This is a genomic window from Streptomyces sp. NPDC004327 (genome assembly GCF_042873935.1).
Taxonomy (GTDB): Bacteria; Actinomycetota; Actinomycetes; order Streptomycetales; family Streptomycetaceae; genus Streptomyces.
The window spans coordinates 313,193-331,068 of the sequence record NZ_JBIAME010000011.1; the positions used below are offsets into that span (position 1 = coordinate 313,193).

12 protein-coding genes are annotated in these 17,876 nt (G+C 73.1%); 6 read left to right on the forward strand and 6 right to left on the reverse strand.

The window, feature by feature from the left end; genetic code table 11:
- Positions 1-170: 170 nt before the first annotated feature.
- Positions 171-2,183 (reverse strand): hypothetical protein, encoded by a 2,013-nt coding sequence (locus ACFYU9_RS33130; protein WP_389208716.1) that lies wholly within the window; start codon positions 2,181-2,183, stop codon positions 171-173.
- A gap of 123 nt (positions 2,184-2,306) precedes the next feature.
- Positions 2,307-3,251 carry an AraC family transcriptional regulator gene (locus tag ACFYU9_RS33135; RefSeq protein ID WP_389208714.1) on the reverse strand — a complete coding sequence of 315 codons (945 nt, stop codon included), beginning with the start codon at positions 3,249-3,251 and terminating at the stop codon, positions 2,307-2,309.
- Between the two features lie 117 nt (positions 3,252-3,368).
- Here ACFYU9_RS33135 and ACFYU9_RS33140 point away from each other — a divergent pair, with 117 nt between their 5' ends.
- From ACFYU9_RS33140 to glgB, 5 genes are all read left to right on the forward strand, one after another.
- The gene (locus ACFYU9_RS33140) at positions 3,369-4,523 is read left to right on the forward strand and encodes an SDR family oxidoreductase (RefSeq protein ID WP_389208712.1); all 1,155 of its coding nucleotides are present in this window, start codon (positions 3,369-3,371) and stop codon (positions 4,521-4,523) included.
- A gap of 333 nt (positions 4,524-4,856) precedes the next feature.
- Positions 4,857-6,851, forward strand: coding sequence for an alpha-1,4-glucan--maltose-1-phosphate maltosyltransferase (locus ACFYU9_RS33145; protein ID WP_389208710.1), 1,995 nt, complete (start codon positions 4,857-4,859; stop codon positions 6,849-6,851).
- Positions 6,848-8,560: a maltose alpha-D-glucosyltransferase gene (gene treS, locus ACFYU9_RS33150; protein ID WP_389208708.1), complete on the forward strand. Its 1,713-nt coding sequence runs from the start codon at positions 6,848-6,850 to the stop codon at positions 8,558-8,560. The genes ACFYU9_RS33145 and treS overlap by 4 nt, the downstream gene beginning before the upstream one ends.
- A 264-nt stretch (positions 8,561-8,824) precedes the next feature.
- Positions 8,825-10,174, forward strand: a complete 1,350-nt coding sequence (locus ACFYU9_RS33155) for a maltokinase (protein WP_389208706.1) — start codon at positions 8,825-8,827, stop codon at positions 10,172-10,174.
- Between the two features lie 151 nt (positions 10,175-10,325).
- A complete protein-coding gene (gene glgB / locus ACFYU9_RS33160; RefSeq protein ID WP_389208704.1) occupies positions 10,326-12,596 on the forward strand; it encodes a 1,4-alpha-glucan branching enzyme in 2,271 nt (756 codons plus the stop codon).
- A gap of 74 nt (positions 12,597-12,670) precedes the next feature.
- On the opposite strand, the gene ACFYU9_RS33165 is transcribed toward glgB, so the two are convergent.
- Positions 12,671-14,911, reverse strand: a complete 2,241-nt coding sequence (locus ACFYU9_RS33165) for a HelD family protein (RefSeq protein WP_389208702.1) — start codon at positions 14,909-14,911, stop codon at positions 12,671-12,673.
- Positions 14,912-15,246: 335 nt separating this feature from the next.
- Here ACFYU9_RS33165 and thrS point away from each other — a divergent pair, with 335 nt between their 5' ends.
- Complete coding sequence (gene thrS / locus ACFYU9_RS33170; protein WP_389208700.1) at positions 15,247-16,467, forward strand: threonine--tRNA ligase; 1,221 nt, start codon at positions 15,247-15,249, stop codon at positions 16,465-16,467.
- A gap of 67 nt (positions 16,468-16,534) precedes the next feature.
- On the opposite strand, the gene ACFYU9_RS33175 is transcribed toward thrS, so the two are convergent.
- Genes ACFYU9_RS33175 through ACFYU9_RS33185 form a run of 3 tightly spaced genes read right to left on the reverse strand, consistent with a single transcriptional unit; the run spans position 16,535 to position 17,864 of the window.
- Positions 16,535-16,882: a thioredoxin family protein gene (locus tag ACFYU9_RS33175; protein ID WP_389208698.1), complete on the reverse strand. Its 348-nt coding sequence runs from the start codon at positions 16,880-16,882 to the stop codon at positions 16,535-16,537.
- Positions 16,879-17,295, reverse strand: a complete 417-nt coding sequence (locus tag ACFYU9_RS33180) for a MerR family transcriptional regulator (RefSeq protein ID WP_389208696.1) — start codon at positions 17,293-17,295, stop codon at positions 16,879-16,881. Before ACFYU9_RS33180 ends, ACFYU9_RS33175 begins: the two co-directional genes overlap by 4 nt.
- A gap of 47 nt (positions 17,296-17,342) precedes the next feature.
- A complete protein-coding gene (locus tag ACFYU9_RS33185; RefSeq protein ID WP_389208694.1) occupies positions 17,343-17,864 on the reverse strand; it encodes an Lrp/AsnC family transcriptional regulator in 522 nt (173 codons plus the stop codon).
- Positions 17,865-17,876: the final 12 nt, after the last annotated feature.

A 17,876-nucleotide genomic window follows, 5' to 3' on the forward strand; every position in this document is an offset into this window, starting at 1 on the left:
GCCTAGACGACGACCGCCGCCCCGGGGACGGCGCACGAGGGGGACACGGGCGCGGGCGGGCCGCGCGGGGGAGCCCGGGCCGGCGGCGCCGGATGGCCGGGGTCCCCGCGTCGTCGCCGCCCGGGCACCCCCTTCAGGGCTCGCCCCGGCCTCGGCGCTCCCGGCCGGGGTCAGACCCCTACGGGTGCGACGGGCCTGAGCCGTTCGTGCTCGGTCAGTCGCCGGCGCGCCGCTTCGGCGAGGCCGGAGCGCTCGCCGCGCGACCTCGCCAGGGCGAGGTCGATCACCAGCCGGATCCGGTCGGCGTCGGCGGCCGGATAGGCCACGCCCGACGTCTTCTGCCGGTTGCTCACCATGATCAGCGTCTGGCTCGCCCGGGCGTCGTGGTCGTGGCCGAGCCATCGGCCGTAGTCCCACTCGCGCCGTTTGGCGGGGCCGAGGAACAACACGCGCTGGTCGGTGACGGCGATCTCGCCGGCCTCGGTCCGCTCCGTGTGGCTGACGCCCTGGCGGGTGCGGACCTCCACCAGGGTGGCGGTGGTCACCAGATGCACCTTCTCGCCGGCCTTGCGCCGTCCCCAGCGGAAGTCCGCGCCGGCGTACTCGACGGCGGGCGGGTTCTCCGCGAGGTCGCGCAGCCCGGCGAGCCGGTCGCGTTCGCGCCGCCAGCCCGCGAGGTCGGTCTCGTAGGTCTCCCTGGCCCGGCGCCCGGCCTGTTCGCGCGCGTGGGCGGCCCTCCGCTCGGCGGCGACCCGCACGGCCTCACGCCGGCGCGCCCACCAGACGATGAGCGGGCGGCGCCTGCGCCACAGGAGCAGGCCGGCGACGGCCAGCGCGGCGATGACGCCGAGCCACCAGAGCAGCGCCCGCCAGATCTCGCCGGCCGTCCACTCGTCGGACAGCCGGAGGCCGACGGTCCTGCGGGTGGCGTTGCCGACCGCGTCGGTGGCCGTGACGGTGATGGTGTGCGTGCCCTGCGGCAGACGCAGGGCCACGGTCTGCCGCGCGCCGGTGAGCGTGGTGCGCCGAGGCGTGCCGCCGGGGCTCGTGATGACGGCGGCGGCACCCTTCTCGCCTTCGAGGAGCAGCACGGCCTCGCCGTAGCGGGCCCGGTCGCCGTCGTACCCGAGCGTGAGCGCCGGCGGCCTCGTGTCGACGGTGAAGCCCGTCGAGCGCGCCTCGCCGCGGCGGCCGAAGGGATCGGTCAGCGCGAGCTCGGCCGTGTAGGAGCCGTCGGACAGGGTGAGCGGCACGGTGGCCTGCCCGTAGGTGTCGAGGGCGATGCCGTGGCGGGTTCCGGCGACGGAGAGGGTGCCCTTGGCACCGCGCGGTCCGGTGATCCGCAGAGCGGGGGTGCGGGTGCGGTACGCCGGGTCGTGGCCGATCCGGGGCTGGAAGGCGGCCAGGCCGACGGTGGCCTGCGTGGTGAGGACCGTCGTGTTCCCCGCCGCGTCCCGGACGGTGGCGGTGATGCGGTGCGTCCCGTCGGGCAGCCACAGCTCCTGACGCACCGATCCGCCGGCTTCGACGGTCCCGGCCACCTTGCCGCCGCGCCCTTCGGCCGCCAGCTCGTACGAGGCCCCGGGCTCGGCGGTGAACGACACGGAGACCGCCGCGGTCGTGGCGTCGACGGGGGCCGCGGTCAGCGCCTCGGCCGCCGGCTTGGCCGCGTCCGTGCTGAGCGTGAACTCCGGGGTGGCTTCGCTGGTGTTGTCGGCCCGGTCGACCGCCACCACCGAGTAGCTGTGCTCACCGTCCGCCGCGGTGAAGGCGATCCGCTGGGCGGATCCGGTGGCGGTGGCCTTGGCGACGACGTCGCCGCTCGTGTCGTGCACCTCGATCCGCGAGCCGCGTTCGGCGGTGACGGTGAGGGTCACCCGGCCGCCCGGGCCCGCGGCGGGGTCCTTGACGGTCGGGGTGGCGGGCGGATCGAGGTCGTACGGCTCCGAGTTCCCGGAACCGGATCCGGAGCCCGAACCGGAGTCCGATCCGGAGCCGGGCAGCGAGGTGTAGCCGCACTCGTTGAAATGCCCGGTGTCTCCGCAGACGTACGAGCCGGTGTCGGACGGGCAGGAGTGCCAGCGATGGCAGCCGTCGCGGTGCGCGGCGGCGGGGGTCGCGGTCCCCCATGTCGTGGCCAGGGCGAGGGCGACGGCCGCGGCCAAGGCCGCTGAACGCCGCACGCGGGCAGCTCTCTTCACGTACTCGGTGATCCCCCCAGATCGGCGGTGGCGTCATGCACACCGAAAGTGGCGATGGTCTATCAGACTCCGCGGCGGCGGATCAACCCGTGCGAAGCAACTGATTCAGGCCGCTTTCGGCTCGCCCGCCCGGTACTCCCCCGGTGTCCTGCCGAACCACTTGCGGAACGCGAGGTGGAAGCCGACCACGCTCTGGTAGCCGACGCGGGCGGGGACGGCGGACTGGGGGAGGGTGGTCTCGGTGAGGAGGCGGGCGGCTTCCTGCATGCGGCGGGCGGTGAGGTGGCGGGCCGGGGGGTCGCCGACGAGGTCGCGGAAGGCTGCGGTGAAGGCGGAGCGGGACATGCCGACCTCGCGGGCGAGGGTGTCGAGGGTCCAGGGCTCGGCGAACCGGGTGGCGATCACGACGAGGGCGCGGCTGATGCCGGGGTGGCCGAGGACGGGCAGGGCGGCGGGGTTGTCGGCGAGTTGGCGCAGGAGGGGGCGCAGGGCGAGGACGAGGGCCATCTCGAAGGCGCGCAGGGTGATGAGCCGGTCGCCGGGGCCGTCGGGCCGGTCGGCGGTGGCGAGCAGGCGCAGGGTGTCGCGGAGCAGGGGTTCGCGGTCGACCTGGGGGCGGTCGAGGACGAGGGCGCCGGGCAGGGAGCGGTAGAGGCCGGTGGCGGCGCTGGCGTCGTAGTGCAGGCCGGCGCACAGCAGGCGGCTCTGGACGCCGGTGCCCTCGATGCGGATCTCGCCGGAGGCGCCCGGCCGGCGTCCGGGCAGCACGGCCTTGAGCGGGACGCCGCGGCGGTCGGGGCAGTCGGCGAGGCGGTGGGCGGCGCCGGTGGGGAAGACGACGAGGTCGCCTGCGCTCAGGTGGAACGGGGCGCGGCCGGCGCCGGTGATCCAGCAGCCGCCCTCGACGACGTAGTGCAGGACGGCGCAGTCCTGTTCGGCGTCGCCCTCGATGGCCCAGGGCGCGCTGACGTGCCAGCGGCTGTCGAAGACGCCGGTGAGCCGGAGCGGCTTGAGCAGTTCGCTCAGGAGGTCATGGTTCTCGGTTTCCATGGACGATCCTTCAATTTCCGCCCCATTTTGTTAATTGAACGGACGAAGCCCGCGTCGCAGTCTGGAAGGGACCGGCGACAGCGGCGCTCACAGCCTATCGAAGGGCCTCCTCCACTCATGTCCACTCCGATTCCGAAGGCGCGGCCGATGCGCGTGGCGGTCGTCGGCGCGACCGGTTTCCAGGGCGGGGCCGTGGCCCGGCTGCTCGCCGAGCGGCAGCACCTGGTGCGGACGCTGACCCGCCGCCCGGACGGCGACCGTCCGCCGCTGCCGGGCGCCGAGTTCACGCCGGGCGGGCTCGGGGATCCGGCGGCGGTGCTGCGGCTCTTCGAGGGCGTGACGCACGCGTTCGTGACGATGCCGCTGGTGTACGACGCGGCGCGGGTGCGCCGGTACGCGGCGAACGTGGCGCGGGCGGCCCGCGAGGCGGGGGTGGAGCGCCTGGTGTTCAACGCCAACACGCGCGTGCCGCAGGCTCCGACGCCGGTGCCGGCGTTCGAGACGCGGCGGATCGCGGAGGAGGTGTTCCGGGCGAGCGGGGTGCCGCTGGTGGTCCTGCGGCCGCCGGTGTACCTGGACAACCTGTTCTCGCCGTTCAACGGCCCGGAGCTGGTGGACGACGGCGTCCTCGCCTATCCGCTGCCGGAGGCGCTGCCGACGGCGTGGCTGTCGCACCGGGACCTGGCGGAGGCGGCGTGCGCGGCGCTGGCCCGCGACGGGCTGACGGGCCGGTCCTTCGACATCGGCGGGGCGGTGACGCTGACCGGCGAGGCCCTGGCTGAGGCGTTCGGGCGCGGGCTCGGGCGTTCGGTGCGCTATGTGCCGCTGCGGCCCGAGGTGTTCGAGCGGAGCCTCGCGCAGCTGGCCGGGCCGGAGACGGCGGCCGGGGTGGCGGGGATCTACCACTACCTGGCGGCGGGCAGCGATCCGCTGCTCCTCGCGGGCGACGACGGGGAGTCGGCGGAGGCGCTCGGGGTGGTGCCGGCGAGCGTGGAGGAGTGGGTGGCCCGGCAGCCCTGGCAGGTGTGGGCGGCGGACATGGAAGGCGCGAGGAACGCGAAGTACGCAGGGAACGCAGGGAACACAGGGAACGCAGGGAACACAGGGAACGCAGGGAACGCAGAGGACATTGCGGCCCCGGAGAACGCGGCGAGCATCGCGAACGCGGTGAACCCCGGGCACACCGGGCCCAACGAGCGCACCGAGCACACCGGGCGCGCCCAGGACACGGACGGAGAGCCGGGCGAGGACGCGGAGGAACAGCCCGCCTGAGTCCCTCCTTTCCACAGCCTCCCGGCACCGGAGCCACGGTCCGGACCCGGGGGGAACCGGCCCCGTCCCACAAGGACGGGGCCGGTTTCTTGTCCGGGACGTGTTCTTGCCGCTGCGGCTACGCCCTAGTAGTTAACAAAGCGCCGGATTGCCCACCCGAATTCGGGGGGAAGGCTCCTCCTCGTACCCCGCTGGACCGTCGTCAGACCCGCCATCCGAGTGAACGCGCACAGGAGCGGCGATGCCCGCAACCAACCGGCCGTCGACGGAGCTAGAAAGAGCGCACACCACCCGCACCCCCGCGAACCGTCAGGTGATGCCGTGAATCCGCTCATGGGACGTATTCCCGTCTTGGACGTCCGCCCGCTGGTCGACTGTGGCCGCCGTCCCGCGAAGGCGGTGGTGGGCGAGACCTTCGAGGTCACGGCCACCGTCTTCCGGGAGGGACACGACGCGGTCGCCGCCAATGTCGTGCTGTGCGGCCCGTCGGGCCGGCCGGGTCCGTGGACCCCGATGCGAGAACTGGCCGAGGGGACCGACCGCTGGGGCGCCGAGGTCACCCCGGACGCCGAGGGCCCGTGGACGTACACGGTGGAGGCGTGGAGCGATCCGCTGGCCACCTGGCGGCACACCGCGAAGATCAAGATCCCGGCCGGGATCGACTCCGAACTGGTCCTCGCCGAGGGCGCGGAGCTGCACGAGCGCGCCGCGAAGGGCGTGCCGAAGAAGGGCGGCGGCCGGGAGGCGGTGCTCGCCGTCGCGGACGCGCTGCGCGACGAGTCCCGGCCGGCCGCGGTACGGCTCGCGGCGGCGCTCGCGCCCCGGGTCCTCGGCGCCCTGGAGCGCCACCCGCTGCGCGAACTGCTCACCGCCTCGCCCGCGTTGCCGCTGCGGGTGGAACGGGAGCGGGCGCTGTTCGGTTCCTGGTACGAGTTCTTCCCGCGTTCGGAGGGCGTGCGGAAGGTCAGGGGCCGCACCCGGCCGGGCACCTTCCGTACGGCGGCGGAGCGGCTTCCGGCCATCGCGGCGATGGGCTTCGACGTGGTGTACCTGCCGCCGATCCATCCGATCGGCGTGACCCACCGCAAGGGCCCGAACAACTCGCTGTCGGCGGGCCCCCAGGACGTGGGCGTGCCGTGGGCGATCGGCTCGCCGGAGGGCGGGCACGACGCGGTCCATCCGGACCTGGGCACGATCGAGGACTTCGACGCGTTCGTGGCGCGGGCGCGCGAGCTGCGTCTGGAGATCGCGCTGGACTTCGCGCTGCAGTGTTCGCCGGACCATCCGTGGGTGGAGAAGCACCCGGAGTGGTTCGCCCGGCGCCCGGACGGCTCGATCGCGTACGCCGAGAACCCGCCGAAGAAGTACCAGGACATCTACCCGATCGACTTCGACCGGGCGGGCGACGACATGGCCGGTATCGTCGCGGAGACGGTCCGGGTGCTGCGCCACTGGATGGACCACGGGGTGCGGATCTTCCGCGTGGACAACCCGCACACCAAGCCGGTGGTGTTCTGGGAACGGGTGATCGCCGAGATCAACGGCACCGACCCGGACGTGATCTTCCTGGCGGAGGCGTTCACCCGGCCGGCGATGATGCGCACGCTCGGCGCGGTCGGCTTCCAGCAGTCGTACACGTACTTCACCTGGCGCAACACCAAGGAGGAGATCACGGAGTATCTGACGGAGCTGTCCGGGGAGGCCGCCGCGTACATGCGGCCGAACCTCTTCGTGAACACGCCGGACATCCTGCACGCCTATCTGCAGCACGGCGGCCGGCCGGCGTTCGAGGTGCGGGCGGTGCTCGCCGCGACCCTCTCCCCCACCTGGGGCATGTACGCGGGGTTCGAGCTGTGCGAGAACACCCCGCTGCGCGAGGGCTGCGAGGAGTACCTGGACTCGGAGAAGTACCAACTGAGGCCGCGCGACTGGGAGTCGGCGGAGCGCTCGGGCGCCTCGCTGGCCCCGCTGGTGACCACCCTGAACCGGGTCCGGCGCCGCCATCCGGCGCTGCGCCGGCTGCGGAACCTGACCTTCCACGCCACCGACAACGACGCCGTCATCGCGTACAGCAAGCGCACCGGTCCCGACACCGTGCTCGTGGTCGCCAACCTCGACCCCCACCACACCCAGGAGGCCACGGTCTCGTTGAACATGCCGGAACTCGGCCTCGCGTGGCACGAGACCGTGCCGGTGCGCGACGAGCTCACCGGCGAGACCTATCACTGGGGCAGGGCCGCTTACGTGCGCCTCGAGCCGGGTGTCACGCCCGCGCACGTACTCGCCCTGCGACCGTCCCCGCAGACCGGAGGGTCACCCGCATCATGACTGTCAACGAACCCGTCCCCGACACCTTCGAGGACACTCCCGCCAAGGACCGCGATCCCGACTGGTTCAAGCGGGCGGTCTTCTACGAGGTCCTGGTCCGTTCCTTCCAGGACAGCAACGGCGACGGCGTGGGCGACCTGAAGGGCATCACCTCCCGCCTGGACTACCTCCAGTGGCTGGGCGTGGACTGCCTGTGGCTGCCGCCGTTCTTCAAGTCCCCGCTGCGCGACGGCGGCTACGACGTCGCCGACTACACCTCCGTGCTGCCGGAGTTCGGCGACCTGGCCGACTTCGTGGAGTTCGTCGACGCGGCGCACGCGCGCGGGATGCGCGTGATCATCGACTTCGTCATGAACCACACGAGCGACGCCCACCCGTGGTTCCAGGAGTCGCGCACCGACCCGGACGGGCCGTACGGCGACTACTACGTCTGGGCCGACGACGACAAGCAGTTCGCGGACGCCCGGATCATCTTCGTCGACACCGAGACCTCCAACTGGACCTTCGACCCGGTCCGCAAGCAGTACTACTGGCACCGCTTCTTCTCGCACCAGCCGGACCTCAACTACGAGAACCCGAAGGTGCAGGAGGAGATCATGTCCAGCCTGCGCTTCTGGCTGGACCTCGGCATCGACGGCTTCCGGCTCGACGCCGTGCCGTACCTGTACCAGGAGGAGGGCACCAACTGCGAGAACCTGCCCGCCACCCACGCCTTCCTCAAGCGGGTGCGGCAGGAGATCGACGAGCACTACCCGGACCGGGTGCTGCTCGCCGAGGCGAACCAGTGGCCGGAGGACGTCGTCGACTACTTCGGCGACTTCCGCTCGGGCGGCGACGAGTGCCACATGGCCTTCCACTTCCCCGTGATGCCGCGGATCTTCATGGCGGTGCGGCGGGAGTCGCGCCACCCGGTCTCGGAGATCCTGGCGAAGACCCCGGAGATCCCGGCGGGCTGCCAGTGGGGCATCTTCCTGCGCAACCACGACGAGCTGACCCTGGAGATGGTCACCGACGAGGAGCGCGACTACATGTACGCCGAGTACGCCAAGGACCCGCGGATGCGGGCCAACATCGGCATCCGGCGGCGGCTCGCCCCGCTCCTCGACAACGACCGCAACCAGATGGAGCTGTTCACCGCGCTGCTGTTCTCGCTGCCGGGCTCGCCGGTGCTCTACTACGGCGACGAGATCGGCATGGGCGACAACATCTGGCTGGGCGACCGGGACGGGGTGCGCACCCCGATGCAGTGGACGCCGGACCGCAACGCGGGCTTCTCGTCCTGCGATCCGGGCCGGCTCTACCTGCCGACCATCATGGACCCGGTGCACGGCTACCAGGTGACCAACGTGGAGGCGGGGATGGCCTCGCCGTCGTCGCTGCTGCACTGGACGAAGCGGATGATCGAGATCCGCAAGCAGAACCGCGCCTTCGGGCTCGGCACGTACACCGAACTGCCCTCGTCCAACTCGGCCGTTCTCGCCTTCCTCAGGGAGTCCGCCGCCGAGGAGGGACAGGACGCCGACCTCGTCCTCTGCGTGAACAACTTCTCCCGGTTCGCGCAGCCGACGGAGCTGGACCTGCGCCGCTTCGCGGGGACGCGGCCGGTGGAGCTGATCGGCGGGGTGGAGTTCCCGGCCATCGGCGAGCTGCCGTATCTGCTCACGCTCGCCGGGCACGGCTTCTACTGGTTCCGCCTCAAGCGATCCTGAAGTACCGTCAGTTCAGTTCTGTCCCGGGTGGGGCGGTTTCCTCCGCCCCACACCGGGAACCGATCCCACACACGATTCAGGCACGACCCGGGCACCCGCCGGGTCACCTCAGGTCCATACGGGCCTTCTTGCCGGGCCCATACGGATCTTCCCCTTCCGACACGTCCCGCACAGCCGGACAGCCGAAGCCGCCATCCGGGACACTCTGCGCATTTGAACGCATACGAACGCCACGTGCGCGCCCCGGGGAAAGGACGCGATGCCATGCCGGAGACCGCATCCACCACCGAGGCCCAGGACGCCCTCCTTCCGTCACTCGCGCCGCTGCTCCACGCCTGGCTGCCGCGGCAGCGCTGGTTCGCGGGCAAGGGCCGCCGGGTCACCGGATTCACGCTGGACGCGGCCACCGAGCTGCTGCCGCTCGACGGCACCGGGCCCGGTCTCCTCCACCTCCTCGTCCGCGTCGAGCAGCCGGCCCGGCCGGCCGGAACGCCCCCCGACTGCTACCAGTTGCTCCTCGGCGTACGGCCGCAGCTGCCGCCCCGGCTCGCCCCCGCCCTGATCGGGCGGATCCGGCAGGGCCCGCTGGCCGGCCGGGCCGTCTACGAGGGGCTGCGCGACCCGCGGCTCGCCGGTCTGCTGTACGAGCGGCTGCGCACCCCGGGCCGGATCGGCCCGCTGCGCTTCCACGCCACGGCCCCGCTGCCGCCGGCGCTCGCGCCGCGGATGCTCGACGCCGAACAGTCCAACTCGTCGCTGGTCTTCGGTGATTCGCTCATCCTGAAGATCTTCCGGCGGGTCTCGCCGGGCGCCAACCCGGATCTGGAGCTGCCGCTGGCCCTCGCCGGGGCCGGCTGCGCGCGGGTCCCGGCGCCGGTCGCCTGGTTCGAGACCGGCGCGGCCACGCTCGGCGTGCTCCAGCCCTATCTGCGCGGCTCGCGGGACGGCTGGCGGCTCGCCCTCGACGCGCTCGCCGACGGACGGGACTTCGCGACGGAGGCGCGCGCGCTGGGGCGGGCCACCGCGGAGGTCCACCTCGCGCTCGCCACCGCCCTGCCGACCGAGCGCCTCCCGCGCGACCGCGCCGCGCACCTCGCCGCCGCGATGGACGCCCGGCTGCACGCCGCCGCCCAGGCGGTGCCCGCGCTCCTGCCGTACGTCCCCGGCCTGCGCGCCGTCTTCGCCGCGGCCGGCGACTCGCTGGGAGCGGGACGCCTCCAGCGCATCCACGGCGACCTCCACCTCGGCCAGACGCTGCGCGGCTCGGACGGCGCCTGGGCGGTCATCGACTTCGAGGGCGAGCCGGCCAAGACGCTCGACGAACGCCGCAGCCCGCAGCCCCCGGTCCGCGACATCGCCGGCATGCTCCGCTCCTTCGACTACGCGGCCCGCACCCACCGCCCCTGGAACGCCGACTGGTCCGCCCGCTGCCGCGCCGCCTACTGCGCGGGCTACGCGGAGGCGTCGGGCACCGACCCGCGCGAGCGGCCCGCGCTGCTGAGGGCGTACGAGACGGACAAGGCGGTGTACGAGGTCGTCTACGAGGCCAGACACCGCCCGGACTGGCTCCCGGTCCCGATGGCGGCGATCGAACGTCTTGCGGGGGGAGCGTGAAGCGCCCTCCCCCGTCCGGCCCAGCGCGACCCCGGCCGACCGGGGCTCCCGCCTGCGCAGATCCGCACACGCCCCGTTCGGCCGAGTGTCCGGACCGGCGCGCCCGCGTTCCGTACCCGTACCCCCCTCGCACCCCCAGGAGGCACCCCCGGTGACCGCCCGTCCCGCAGGAAAGCCCGCAGGAAAGAAGGCCGGCACGCAGCCCCGTACGGCGCCCCCGCTCGACCCGGCCGACCGGGCCCGGCTGGTCGCCGGGGAGCACCACGATCCGCACGGGCTGCTCGGCGCGCACCCGGTGCCGGGCGGGGTGGTGCTCCGGGTGCTGCGGCCGTGGGCGCGGGAGGTGGCCGCGGTGCTGCCGAAGGGGCGCCGGGTGGAGCTGCTGCCGGAGGGCGACGGGCTGTTCTCGGCGCTGCTCCCCCGGCTCCGCAAGGTCCCGGAGTACGAGCTCCGGGTGCGCTACGACGGCGGCGGCGACGCCTCCGCCTCCGGCGAGCTCGCGCTCGTCGACCCGTACCGCTTCCTGCCCGCGCTCGGCGAGCTCGACCTGCACCTCATCGGCGAGGGCCGGCACGAGGAGCTGTGGACGGCGCTCGGCGCCCGGGTGATGACCCACCAGGGCGTCGACGGCACCCGGTTCACGGTCTGGGCGCCGAACGCGCGCGGCGTCCGGGTCACCGGCGACTGGACGTACTGGGACGGCAGCGCGCTGCCGATGCGCTCGCTCGGGTCGTCGGGCGTGTGGGAGCTGTTCGTGCCGGGCGTCGGCGAGGGCGCGCTGTACAAGTTCGACATCGCCCGCCCGGACGGCTCGCACACGCTGCGCGCCGACCCGATGGCCCGCCGCACCGAGTGCCCGCCGAACACCGCGTCCGTCGTGACGGCCGACCACCACGTGTGGCAGGACGCGGAGTGGATGGCCGGGCGCGGCGCCCGCCCGCACCACGAGGCGCCGATCTCGGTGTACGAGCTGCATCTGCCGTCCTGGCGGCCCGGTCTGACGTACCGGCAGCTCGCCGAGCAGCTGCCGGGGTACGTCCGCGATCTCGGCTTCACGCACGTGGAGTTCATGGCGGTCGCCGAGCACCCGTTCCACGGCTCCTGGGGCTACCAGGTCACCGGCTTCTACGCGCCGACCGCCCGCATGGGCACCCCGGACGACTTCCGCCACCTGGTCGACGCGCTGCACCGGGCCGGCATCGGCGTGCTGATGGACTGGGTGCCGGCGCACTTCCCGCGCGACGACTGGGCGCTCGCGGAGTTCGACGGGCGGCCGCTGTACGAGCACGAGGACCCGCGCCGCTCGGCGCACCCGGACTGGGGGACCCTGGAGTTCGACTACGGCCGCAAGGAGGTGCGCAACTTCCTGGTGGCGAACGCCGTGTACTGGTGCGAGCAGTTCCACCTCGACGGACTGCGCGTCGACGCGGTCGCCTCGATGCTCTACCTGGACTACTCGCGCGAGGGCGGCGACTGGCTGCCGAACGAGTTCGGCGGCCGGGAGAACCTGGACGCGGTCGCGTTCCTCCAGGAGATGAACGCCACGGTCTACCGGCGCTGCCCGGGCGTGGTCACCTTCGCCGAGGAGTCGACCGCCTGGGACGGCGTGACCCGGCCGACCGACCAGGTGGGCCCGGGCGGCTTCGGCGGGCTCGGCTTCGGCCTGAAGTGGAACATGGGCTGGATGCACGACTCGCTCGGCTACGTCGAGAAGGACCCGGTGCACCGCAAGTACCACCACCACGAGATGACGTTCTCGATGGTGTACGCGTACAGCGAGAACTACATCCTGCCGATCTCGCACGACGAGGTCGTGCACGGCAAGCGCGCGCTGGTGTCGAAGATGCCGGGCGACTGGTGGCAGCAGCGCGCCAACCACCGCGCGTACCTGGGCTTCATGTGGGCCCACCCGGGCAAGCAACTGCTCTTCATGGGGCAGGAGTTCGCGCAGGGCGCGGAGTGGTCGGCGGACCACGGCCCGGACTGGTGGCTGCTCGACCCGTCGTACGCCGCGGAGCCCGACCACCGGGGTGTGAGGGACCTGGTCCGCGACCTGAACACGGTGTACGCGGCGACGCCGGCGCTGTGGGAGCGGGACACCTCGCCGGAGGGCTTCCAGTGGATCGCGGGCGACGCGGCCGAGGACAACGTCTTCGCGTTCCTGCGCCACGACGCGATCGGCTCCCCGCTGCTCGCCGTCTGCAACTTCTCGCCGGTCGTCCGGCACGACTACCGGCTCGGTGTGCCGGACGCCTTCGCCGCCTGGTCGGAGGTGCTGAACACGGACGCGGCCCGGTACGGCGGCGGTGACGTGGTCGGCACCGACCCGGTGAAGACCGAGTCGGTGCCGTGGCACGGGCGGCCGGCGAGCCTGCGGATGACGCTGCCGCCGCTGGCGACGGTCTGGCTCAGGCCCGCCTGACCCGCCTGATCAGGGCGCCCGCCTGATCAGGGCGCCCGCCTGATCAGGGCCCGGCCGGCCGGAGCGCCGACCGGTCAGAGCGCCCGCCTGATGACGCCGAGCCGCTGGGTGGCCCGGGTCAGCGCCACGTACAGGTCGTTGACGCCGTGCGGGGCGCCGGCCCGGATGCCGTCCGGGTCGACGACGAGGACGGTGTCGAACTCCAGCCCCTTGGCCTGGCGCGGGTCGAGGAGCACGACCGGCCGGGTCAGGTCGGGCTTGGCGCCGTACGCGGCGCCGGGGAGGGCGGCGAGCAGCCCGGGGTGCAGCTCCTCGGGCGCGATGACCGCGAGCCGTCCCTCCGGCCGCAGCTCGGCGGCGACCGCGTCGGCGGTCTCCTTCACCGGGTCCTCGGCCGTACGGTCCCAGGGCTCGACGCCCGTGGAGCGGACCGAGCGCGGCGGCTCGAAGGCGGGGTCGGCGGCCCTGCGCACCTCGGCGGCGACGGCCATGATCTCGGCCGGGGTGCGGTAGTTGACGCCGAGCCGGACGTGCTCCCAGCGGTCCTCGACGTACGGGCCGAGGATGTCCTGCCAGGCGCCGACGCCGGCCGGGTCGCCGGTCTGCGCCGGGTCGCCGACCAGGGTCATGGAGCGGGTCGGGCTGCGGCGCATGAGCAGGCGCCACATCATCGCGGACAGCTCCTGCGCCTCGTCGACGATGATGTGCCCGAAGGCCCAGGTGCGGTCGGCGGCGGCGCGCTCGGCCGCGCTGCGGTGGTCGGCCTCCTCGTGGCGCTCGGCGAAGCGCTCGGCGTCGATGATGTCGTGCGCGGAGAGCACCTCGGAGGCGTCCTTGTCGACCTCCTCCTTGTCCTCGAACTCGTAGGTCCGGGAGGCGTACGAGACGTCGAGGACGCCCTGCGCGTAGGCGATCTGCTTCTGCCGCTCGGCCTCCTCGGCGGCGCGGGCGGCGGAGTCGTCCTCGCCGAGGAGTTCGGCGGCCTCGTCGAGGAGCGGCACGTCGGCGGGGGTCCAGTCGGCGGCGTCGCGCCGGATCGCCGCGAGGTCGGTCTCGTCGTCGAGGTGGGTGGGCTCGGCGAGGTAGTCGGCGAGGAACTCCTGCGGGGTGAGCGCGGGCCACAGGGTGTCGAGGGCGGTGTGCACGTCGGGGTTGGCGGCGACGCCCTTGGCGAGCAGGGCCCGGTCGTCGGGGCCGAGGAAGTTGGGGCCGCCGTAGGGGTCGGCGCCGATGCGGTCGGCGAGCTGTTCGGCGAGCGCGTCGAGGACGTGGAAGACGAAGTAGGGCCGGGCCAGGTTGTGCGGGAGCTGGGTCTCGCGGGCCTTGTGCCGGGCTTCGAGGGCCATGTCCCAGTCGATGACCAGGTCGCCGTCGTCGTGCGGCACGATCAGCGGCTCGCCGCGCTCGGGCACCTGCTGCCGGTCGCGTACGGCCGCGGCCAGCGCCCCGGCCATGCGGGCCGAGCCCTTGACGGCGGCGGCGCGGGGGGTGTCGGTGCCGGTGGCGTGGACGCCGGGGAAGAGCTCGCCGGGCGTGGCGAGCAGGACGCCGGTCTCGCCGAGGGAGGGCAGGACGTTGCCGATGTAGCCGAGGAATGCGGGGTTGGGGCCGACGATGAGCACGGCGCGCTTGGCGAGCTGTTCGCGGTGCGCGTACAGCAGGTAGGCGGCCCGGTGCAGGGCGACGGCGGTCTTGCCGGTGCCGGGGCCGCCCTCGACGACGAGCACGCCGCGGTGCGGGGAGCGGATGATGGCGTCCTGCTCGGCCTGGATGGTCTGCACGATGTCGTGCATGCGCCCGGTGCGGGCCGCGTCGAGCGCGGCGAGCAGCACCTCGTCGGCGTCGCGGTTCTCGTGGCCGGTGCGGGTGGCGTCGGCGAGGTCGAGCACCTCGTCGTGGAGGGAGAGGACCTCGCGGCCCTTGGTGGCGAGGTGCCGGCGCCGGGTCAGGCCCATCGGCTCGTAGCCGGTGGCGAGGTAGAAGGGGCGGGCGATCTCGGCGCGCCAGTCGACGACGAGCGGGGTGCGCTGCTCGTCGTCCTCGCGGACGCCGATGCGGCCGATGTGGTGGTCGCGGCCGTCCTTGAAGACCAGCCGCCCGAAGCACAGCCCGCTCTCCCCGGCGTTCAGCGCGGTGAGCAGCCCGGACTGTTCGGCGACGAGCACGTCGCGTTCGAGGCGCGCCTGGGCGTTGCCCACGCCGGGGGTGCCGAGGGCGTGGGCGACTCCGGCTTCGGCCTGGTCCCTCAGGTCGTCGAGGCGGGCGTAGAGCTCGGTGATGAACAGCTGCTCTTTCCGGAGTTCCTCGGTTGACAATTCGACTCCCGGCGGGTTACAGTGCTTTTAGTGAACTTCACCGTGTCTTCAGCATGTCCGGACACGGAATCCACCAATATACGCGAGACGCGACCCCGGCTGTCAATTCTAGTCCGGGGCTTTTTTGTGCTCTCGATTAATGCGGTGCGCGGCCGCCGGCCCTCTGTTAGCGTCGCCCGCATGAGCTGCATGAAGCGCGCTGCGATCAGCACGACGACGCCGGAGAGTGTCCCGGTGCGCTGACAGCTGTCTTTGTCCGAAGCCCCGGGGCGAGTGCCCCGGGGCTTCGTCGTGCGGCCGGGCACTCGCTCCCCTTCCCCGAACGAGGAGCGACCATGAACGTGGACCACCGCAAGCTGGGCCGAGAGCTCGACCTGTTCGACACCGATCCGCTGATCGGGGCCGGGCTGCCGTACTGGCTGCCGGACGGGGCCGTCGTACGGCACGCCCTCGAGGAGTACGTACGGGAGGCCGAGCGGCGGGCCGGCTACCGGCACGTGTACTCGCCGGTGCTCGGCAAGCGCGAGCTGTACGAGATCTCCGGGCACTGGGCGCACTACAGCGACGACATGTTCCCGCCGATGGACGTCGGCGGCGAGGAGATGGTGATGCGGCCGAGCCTCTGCCCGCACCACGCCGTGATCTTCCGCTCCCGCGCCCACAGCTACCGCGAACTGCCGCTGCGTATGGCCGAGTTGGGCGGCATGTTCCGGTCCGAGCTGTCGGGCGTGCTCGGCGGGCTCACCCGGGTCCGGGCCATCCAGCTCAACGACGCGCACATCTTCTGCACCCTCGACCAGGTCGCCGGGGAGGCCGCCGGCGCGCTGGAGCTGATCCGCGAGGCGCACGCCGCGATGGGCATCGCGGCGGCCCGCTACCGGCTCTCGCTGCCCGGCCCGGGCGGCAAGTACGTGGCCGCGCCGGAGAAGTGGGAACGCTCGATCGCCCTCCTGCGCGAGGTCCTCGACGCGTCCGGGCTCGACTACGAGGAGGCGGAGGGCGAGGCCGCGTTCTACGGGCCGAAGATCGACGTCCAGGTCGCGGACCCGGCCGGCCGCGAGTCGACCCTCTCCACCGTGCAGGTCGACTTCCACCAGCCCGAGCGGTTCGACCTCCAGTACATCGGCGCCGACGGCGCCAAACACCGCCCCGTGATGATCCACCGCTCCGTCGTCGGCAGCGTCGAACGCGCCGTCGCCCACCTCGTCGAGCACCACGCCGGCGCCTTCCCCGCCTGGCTCGCCCCCGTCCAGCTCGCCGTCCTCCCCCTCTCCGACGCCGAACACGACTCCGCCGCCGCCCTGGTCGCCCGCTGCACCGCCCTCGGCCTGCGCGCCGACCTGCTCTCCCCGGCCCGCGGCACCCTCGGCGCCCGCATCCGCGCCTCCCGCCTCACCCCGTACCAGGTGGTCATCGGCCCGAAGGAGGCCGCGGCGGACGAGGTCTCGGTCCGCCTGCGGGACGGCCGCCGGCTGGACCCGATGCCGGCGGAGGAACTGCTTGAGCGGGTACGGGGGTTGGCGGGGGCTCACTCGGTGGAGCTGTGGGCCGGCTAGGACGCGCCCACGAGAGGGGCCCGGGGCGCACGGACGTAGCTGTCCGTACGCCCCGGGCCGGTGACCGCTACGCCCGCGCCGGCTCCAGCGCGTCCGACAGTTCCTCCAGGAGGCGGCGCTTCGGGCGGGCGCCGACGAGGGACATGACGGGTTCGCCGGAGCGGAAGAGGAGGAGGGTGGGCAGGGAGAGGACGGCGTGGCGGGAGACGGTGGCGGGGTTGGTGTCGGCGTCGATCTGGACGACCTTGAGCCGGCCGGCCAGTTCGTCGGCGACGGCGGCGAGGACGGGGGCCAGCTGGCGGCAGGGGCCGCACCAGTCGGCGGTGAACTCGACGAGGACCGGGAGTCCGGCGCCCAGGACCTCGCGGTCGAAGTCGGTGTCGGTGACCTCGGCCACGCCCTTCGCTCGGATCATTCTCTTCGCCTTCCCTGTTCGGTGGGGGTCAGTTCGCAGCGCGGCTCGGGGCCGGCCGGCAGTTCCGCCTCGGCGCGGAGCAGCTGTGCGCCGACCTGGTCGCGCACCTGCTGGAGCCGGCCGATGAGCGCGTCGAGCTCGGCGAGCTTGCTCCGGTAGCCGTCGAGGGACGCGGGGCAGGCGTCGCCCGCCGGGTGGCCGGCGCGCAGACAGTCCACGAAGGGCCGGGTCTCCTCCAGCTCGAAGCCGAAGTCCTGCAGGGTCCGGATCTGCCGGAGGAGCCGCAGGTCGTCCTCGTCGTAGGTGCGGTGACCGTTCTCCGTGCGCCGTGCGGTCAGGAGGCCCCGTGACTCGTAGTACCGCAGAGTCCGCGTGGTCGTGCCCGCCCGCTCGGCCAGCTCGCCGATTCGCATGCCGACGAACGTACGCCTTGACGTCGGCGTCAAGGCAAGCACGAGGGTCAGACGGCCGGCGGGAGCAGGGGCTTGCGTTCCACCGGCGACGACAGGACCACCGAGGTCGTGGTGCGGCCGAGCTGCGAGGTCTGCTCCAGGATCTCCTCCAGGTGCACCGTGTCGGTGACGGCGACCTTCAGGATCCAGCAGTCCTCGCCGACCACGTGGTGGACCTCGCGGATCTCGGGGCGGGCGACGAGTTCGAGGGTGCGGGGGTGCTTGAGGGTGTAGCCGCCGTGCGGGTTGACCCGGATGAAGGCCTGGATGCCGTAGCCGAGCCGGGCCGGGGCGACCTGGGCGCCGTAGCCGGTGATGGCGCCGCACGCCTCCAGGCGGCGGACCCGTTCGGTGACGGCGGCGGGGCTGAGCCGGACCCGGCGGCCGAGCTCGCTGAGCTTGATGCGGCCGTCGCTCTGCAGCAGGTCCAGGATCTGCCGGTCGATGGGGTCATAGGCACCCGCCGACGTTTCGACGGTGGCGGCGCGCGGATGCCGTGGTTCCTTCGGTGCGACGGCCTGGATTCCCATGTTTCCCCCTTC